6 protein-coding genes are annotated in these 6,175 nt (G+C 72.7%); all 6 read right to left on the bottom strand.

Annotation, left to right across the window (positions count from 1 at the left end; all coding sequences use genetic code 11):
* Positions 1–122: 122 nt before the first annotated feature.
* A complete protein-coding gene (locus ABT247_RS30925) occupies positions 123–890 on the bottom strand; it encodes an ABC transporter permease (protein WP_350749228.1) in 768 nt (255 codons plus the stop codon).
* Complete coding sequence (locus ABT247_RS30930) at positions 887–1,813, bottom strand: ATP-binding cassette domain-containing protein (protein WP_350749231.1); 927 nt, start codon at positions 1,811–1,813, stop codon at positions 887–889. The genes ABT247_RS30925 and ABT247_RS30930 overlap by 4 nt, the downstream gene beginning before the upstream one ends.
* Positions 1,813–2,652, bottom strand: coding sequence for a DUF4097 family beta strand repeat-containing protein (locus ABT247_RS30935; RefSeq protein WP_350749234.1), 840 nt, complete (start codon positions 2,650–2,652; stop codon positions 1,813–1,815). The genes ABT247_RS30930 and ABT247_RS30935 overlap by 1 nt, the downstream gene beginning before the upstream one ends.
* Before the next feature lie 126 nt (positions 2,653–2,778).
* Positions 2,779–3,369 (bottom strand): toxin-antitoxin system HicB family antitoxin, encoded by a 591-nt coding sequence (locus ABT247_RS30940; protein ID WP_350749236.1) that lies wholly within the window; start codon positions 3,367–3,369, stop codon positions 2,779–2,781.
* A 159-nt stretch (positions 3,370–3,528) separates the two neighbouring features.
* Positions 3,529–4,605 carry an adenosine deaminase gene (locus ABT247_RS30945; protein ID WP_392900440.1) on the bottom strand — a complete coding sequence of 359 codons (1,077 nt, stop codon included), beginning with the start codon at positions 4,603–4,605 and terminating at the stop codon, positions 3,529–3,531.
* A gap of 79 nt (positions 4,606–4,684) precedes the next feature.
* On the bottom strand, positions 4,685–5,980 hold the full coding sequence (locus tag ABT247_RS30950) for a DUF445 domain-containing protein (protein WP_350749239.1): 1,296 nt from the start codon (positions 5,978–5,980) through the stop codon (positions 4,685–4,687).
* Between the last annotated feature and the right edge of the window lie 195 nt (positions 5,981–6,175).

Genomic DNA, 6,175 nt, shown 5'->3' on the forward strand with positions numbered 1-6,175 from the left:
ATCCCCGTGGCGCCCTCTCGGCGGGCACGCCCCGGCGTGGTCGGCGGGGTCCACCCCCCGCCGGCGGGGGGGGGGGGTCCCCCCCCCCCCCCGGGCCCGGTGGGCTACCGGCCGTACCCCCGTCACCGCCGGTAGAAGACCCTCCGCGACCAGAGGTAGCCGACCAGCGTGAGACCGGTGCACCAGGCGAGGGCGCTCCAGGCGCTGGTGCCGATCCCGGTGCCGGTCAGCAGACCGCGCAGGGTCTCGATGATGGGAGTGAAGGGCTGGTACTCGGCGAACCAGCGCAGCACCGTGGGCATCGAGTCGGGCGGGACGATCGCACTGCCGATGAACGGCAGGAAGGTCAGCGGCAGCGGCGTGTTGCTCGCGCTCTCAGGGGTCTTCGACACCAGTCCGATGCCCGCCGACAGCCACGTCAGCGCCAGCGTCACGAAGAGCAGCAGCCCGGCGGCCGCGAGCCACTCCACCGGCCCGGCGCTCGAACGGAAGCCCATCGCGAAGGCCGCGGCGATCACCAGCACCAGGGCGATCACCGTCTGGATGACGCTCCCGACGACGTGCCCTGCCAGGAACGCCGACCGTGATATCGACATCGTCCGGAACCGGTTGACGATCCCCTCCGTCATGTCGACGCACACGCCCACCGCCGTGGCGACCGAGCCCGCCGTCGCCGTCATCAGCACGATGCCCGGCGTCACGTAGTCGATGTAGCTGCCGCCACCGATGCCCGCTCCGAGCGCGCCTCCGAAGGCGTAGTTGAAGAGCAGCAGCATCATCACCGGCATCACCACGACCGAGAAGGTCATCGCCGGATACCGCTGCGCCCGCTTGAGGTTGCGCCGCAGCATGGTCAGCGAGTCGCTGACCACATAGGTCGTCGCGCTCATCGCGCTCCCTCCCCGGTCAGTGTGAGGAACACGTCGTCCAGGTCCGCCGTCTCCACGACCAGCGACTCCGCCTGGAGGGACGCGTTGTCGAGCGCGTCCAGCACGGCCCGTACCGTGAGGACGGAGTTGTCGCCCGGGATGTCCAGCACCAGGGTCTCGGCGTCGGCCGTGGCGTAGTCGAACAGTGCTGCGGCGCCGGCGAGTCGGGCGGCGTCGGCGAACCGGAGCCGGATCCGCCCGCCGGGGACGATGCGCTTCAGTTCTTCGGCCGTGCCCTCGGCGACGATCCGGCCGCCGTCCAGGACGGCTATCCGGTCGGCGAGTTGGTCGGCTTCCTCCAGGTACTGGGTGGTGAGGAAGATCGTCACCCCGCGCTCGGCGACCAGCCGCTGGATGATCTCCCACATGGTGCGCCGGCTGCGCGGGTCGAGCCCGGTGGTCGGCTCGTCCAGGAAGATCACCTCGGGCTCGCCGACCAGTGTCATCGCCAGGTCGAGCTTGCGCCGCATGCCGCCGGAGAAGGTGGCCACGGGCTTGCGCGCGGCCTCGGTGAGTTCGAAGCGGCTCAGCAGGTCCTCGGCCCGCCTCCGCCCCTCCCGACGGCGGAGGTGGTTGAGGTCCGCCATCAGCATCAGGTTCTCCTCGGCGGTGAGGAGGTTGTCGACCGCCGAGAACTGGCCGGTCACCCCGATCGCCTTGCGGACCGCGTCGGCCTGCCGGACCAGGTCGGGGCCGGCCACCCGGACCGAGCCGGCGTCGGCCGGGATCAGGGTGGAGAGGACCTGCACCGCGGTGGTCTTGCCGGCGCCGTTCGGCCCGAGCAGCGCGAAGACGCTGCCGGCCGGGATGGACAGGTCGATGCCCCTGAGCACCGCCTTGTCCCCGTAGGACTTGGTCAGCCCCACTGCGGAGATCGCCGCCATCAGGCCCTCCGGACGGTGATGCTGCCGACCTGGGTCTGGGCGCGGACCTCGACGGTCTCCCGGGCGTCGCCCGGGCCCTGCGCCATGCCGAGGGCGTTGCGGACGGCCCCGAACTTGCTGTGCACGTCGAGCCAGGCCGCCGTGCCCTCCGCGATGCCGACCTCCACGTCCCCGACGGCGGACTGCAGGCTGACCCTGCCCCGGACCACCCGGCCGAGCCGGATGTGGCCGTTCGCCGTCCTGGCGTCCACGTCCGCCTCGGCGAGGCCGATGTGGATCCTGCCGTTGGAGGCGTTGGCGTTGAGCGCGCCGTGCACCTCGTCGATCTCGGTGTCGCCGTTGCTGTTCTTGACGGTCAGTGCGCCGCCCACGGAGGCGACCTCGATCCGGCCGCCGCCGGTGACCTCGGCGTCCCCGGTGACGGTGCCGACCCGGACGTCCCCCATGTCGGTCTTGAGCCGCACGCTGTCGGCCCGGTCGACCTGGATCCGGCCCAGGGAGGTCTTCAGCCGGCACGCGCCGAGCGGGCCCTCGGTGACGAAGTCCGCCATCGGGGAGTCGGCGTGGACCTCGGAGCCGGCCGGCAGCTCGACCAGGACGTCGATCGAGCCCTTCTTGCTGGAGAACACGGTGCGCTGCTTGGGGCCCTTGAGGGTGAGCCGACCGCCGCAGAAGTCCACCTGGGTCAGCTCCGCGGCCTTGACGTCCGCGTCCCTGTCGGCGTTGGCCGGCCGGACTTCGACCACGGCGTCGGTGCGCTTGCTCGCGCGGATCCACACCGAGCCGATCTCGAACTCAAGGGCGGCGGAGATCGGTCCGTCCGTCTCGTACGAAGGCATGGTTGTCCCGTCCTCTTGACTCGTGGAGGTGTTCCCGCTGGTCGGAGCGGGGGTGACGTTGAAGGTTCGAAAACTCGGGTGCTGCGGAACTCGGGTGGTGCGGAGAACTCGGGTGGTGCGGAGGCGTCAGTGGACCCAGCCGGTGAAGCTCTGGCCGCCGACGCTGCGCGGGGGGCGGGTGCCGAGCTCCGCCGCCGGGCGGACGGCGGGCCGACCGCCCTCCAGGGCACCGGCGACTGCCCGGACCAGCCAGGCGTTGAGGGACAGGCCGTCCTGCCCGGCGGCCTCCTCCGCCCGGGCCTTGAGGTTCGCGGGCAGGCGCAGGTTGATCCGGGCGGTGCCCGTCTCGTCCGTCTCCGAGGCCGTCGACGACGCGGACGGCACCACGGATGGCACCACCGCTGGCGCCATCGGAGCCGCCGGCGGCCCCACCGGACCAGCGGGAGGCACATCACCGTGGAAGGCCTCGGACCCGGGCGGTGCGGTCACCACGAACTCGGGGTCGAGGCCCCGCAGCCGGACGTCCACCGAGCCCGGGGCGAGGTCGCGGGTGACCTCGCCCATGGCGGCCGAGAGGGCGTTGAGCAGGGTGAGCCGCACGGCCGACTCCAGCGGGAGCGTCAGCCGGTCGGCCAGCGCGCGGGCTTCCTCCCCGCCGGTGGCCGCGGCGACCGCGAGCTCGTTACGGAGGTTTTCGACGTACGGCGTGAGGTCCATGGCTCAAGCATGGCACGGGCGCGGTGCCATGTCGAGCCATTTGTGGCACCACTTTGGCACCATCGCGGGAGAAGGGCCCCGCACCGCGCGGAGGGACGTCTCCCGGAACGCCGCCGCCCCGCCGACCGGGGGTCGACGGGGCGGTTCACCGGAAGGGCGTCAGCGCTGCCAGGCGGCCAGGTAGGCGTCGATCTCGCCGGTCAGCCGCGCCTTGCCGGGCTGCTCCAGGAAGGAGGCCTCGACCGCGTTGCGGGCCAGCGCCGCGACCCCGGCCTCGTCCAGGCCCAGCAGCCGCGCCGCCACCGCGTACTCGGTGTTGAGGTCGGTGCCGAACATCGGCGGGTCGTCGCTGTTGACCGTCACCAGCAGCCCGGAGTCCACCATCCGCTTGATCGGGTGCTCCTCGATCCGCTCGACGGCGCGGGTGGCGATGTTGGAGGTCGGGCAGACCTCGAGCGCGATGCGGTGCTCGCCCAGGTAGTCCAGCAGCGCCGGGTCGTGCACGGCCTGGGTGCCGTGCCCGATCCGCTCGGCGCCCAGCTCGCGGATCGCGTCCCAGACCGTCTGCGGCCCGGTGGTCTCACCGGCGTGCGGGACGGAGCGCAGGCCGGCCGCCCGCGCCCGGTCGAAGTACGGCTTGAACTGCGGCCGCGGCACGCCGATCTCCGGGCCGCCCAGGCCGAAGCTGACCAGTCCCTCGGGGGCCAGTTCGGTGGCCAGGCGGGCGGTCACCTCGGCCGACTCCAGCCCGGCCTCGCCGGGGATGTCGAAGCACCAGCGCAGCACCACGCCGAGTTCCTTCTCGGCGCGCAGCCGGGCGTCCTCGATGGCCTCCATGAAGGCGACCTCGGGGATCCCGCGCGCGACCGAGGAGTACGGGGTGATGGTCAGCTCGGCGTACCGGATGTTCTGGCGGGCCATGTCCTCGGCGACGCCGTAGGTGAGCGCGCGGACGTCCTCGGCGTCGCGGATGAGGTCCACGACGCTCAGGTAGACCTCGATGAAGTGCGCGAAGTCGGTGAAGGTGAAGTACTCGGCGAGCGCGGCCGGGTCGGCCGGCACCTTGGACCGGCCGCGGTGGCGGGCGGCCAGCTCGGCGACGACGCGCGGCGAGGCGGAGCCGACGTGGTGGACGTGCAGTTCCGCCTTGGGCATCCCGGCGATGAACGCCTCGATGCTCCGGTCGGCGGTGGCACCAGTGGGGTTTCCGATCCGACTTCCGTCCGGCTGGACCACGGTGGTTCCCTTCTCCTTCTACGCGCGTATCGCGAAGCTGGGGCCCAGGATAGGCCGAAGCCGCAGCGGCGGTCGGGGCTCACCCCCCGAGCGCGACCGCCACCGTGTGGATCAGCAGCCCGGCGAGGGCCCCGACCACCGTGCCGTTGATCCGGATGAACTGCAGGTCGCGCCCGACGTTGGCCTCGATCTTGCGCGAGGCGTCGTCGGCGTCCCAACCGGCCACCGTGTCGGAGATCAGCGAGGTGATCTCCGTCCGGTAGGTCTCCACCAGGTACTGGGCCGCGTCCTGGAGCCAGCCGTCCACCTTGGCCTGCAGCTTGGCGTCGGTGGCCAGGCGCTCGCCGAAGTCGCGCACGCCGTCGCGGATGCGCCGGCGGAGTTCGCTGTCCTCGTCCTCGGCCGCGTCCGTCACCAGGGCGCGCACGGCCCCCCAGGTGGAGTTGATCAGGTCCTGCACCTCGGGCCGGCTCAGCAGTTCGCCCTTGGCCCGCTCGACCCGGGCGATGGTCTCCGGATCGGTCTGCAGCTCGGTGGCGAAGTCGGCGAGGAAGTTGTCGACGGCTCCGCGGGCCGGGTGGTTCGGGTCGTCCCGGATGTCGGTGACGAAGCGCAGCAGCTCCCGGTAGACCCGCTCGCCGACCTGGTGGTCGATGAACTTCGGCGTCCAGCCCGGGGTCTTCTGGGTGACCTTGCGGACCACGTCCTCGTGGTTGGCGGTCAGCCATCCGTGCGCCCGCACGGCCACCAGGTCCACCACGCCGTGGTGCCCGCCGTCCGCGACGACCTTGCCCAGCATCCGGCCCATCGGCTCGGCCACCGAGGTGGCGGCGGCCCGCCGGGTGACCGCCTCGGCGACCACCGCCCGCACGTCGTCGTCGTGCAGCACCGCGAGCAGCCCGCGCAGCGCCGCCGACGCCTCCTTGGTGACGCGTTCGGCGCTGCCCGGCGCGGCCAGCCACTCCCCCAGCCGGCGGCCGATGCCGAGGGCCGCGAGCCGGCCGCGCACCACGTGGGCGGAGAGGAAGTTCTCGCCGACGAAGTCGCCGAGCGAGCGTCCGAAGGCGTCCTTCTTCGTCGGGATGATGGCGGTGTGCGGGATCGGCAGGCCGAACGGGCGGCGGAACAGCGCCGTCACCGCGAACCAGTCGGCCAGCGCGCCCACCATGCCCGCCTCCGCGGCGGCCGCCACGTACCCGGCCCAGGCACCGGCGCCCGCTGCCCTGGCCCAGGTGGAGAGGGCGAAGACCAGCGTCGCGAAGGCCAGCAGGCCGGTCGCGATGGTCTTCATCCGGCGGACGCCGCGTCTCTTCTGCTCGTCGGCCGCGGTGAACCGGACCCCGGGGCCGGTCCCGCTGAAGGCTTCGTCACTCACCCCGCCAGTCTGCCCGTTGCCCTCCCCGGACGGGTGACGCGCCCCGGATCCGCGCCGACCGGGCGCCCGCCGGAACCGGCGCGGGCACCCGAGACCGGCACCGGGGTCCGGAGCCGGTGCGGCCCCAGGGCCTGATCCCGAGCCGGGCGGCCGCTATAGGGCCCGTCTTCGAACCCCCGCCTGCGGGGGTTCGAA

The sequence above is a fragment of the Kitasatospora sp. NPDC001539 genome, assembly GCF_040298565.1.
GTDB lineage: Bacteria > Actinomycetota > Actinomycetes > Streptomycetales > Streptomycetaceae > Kitasatospora.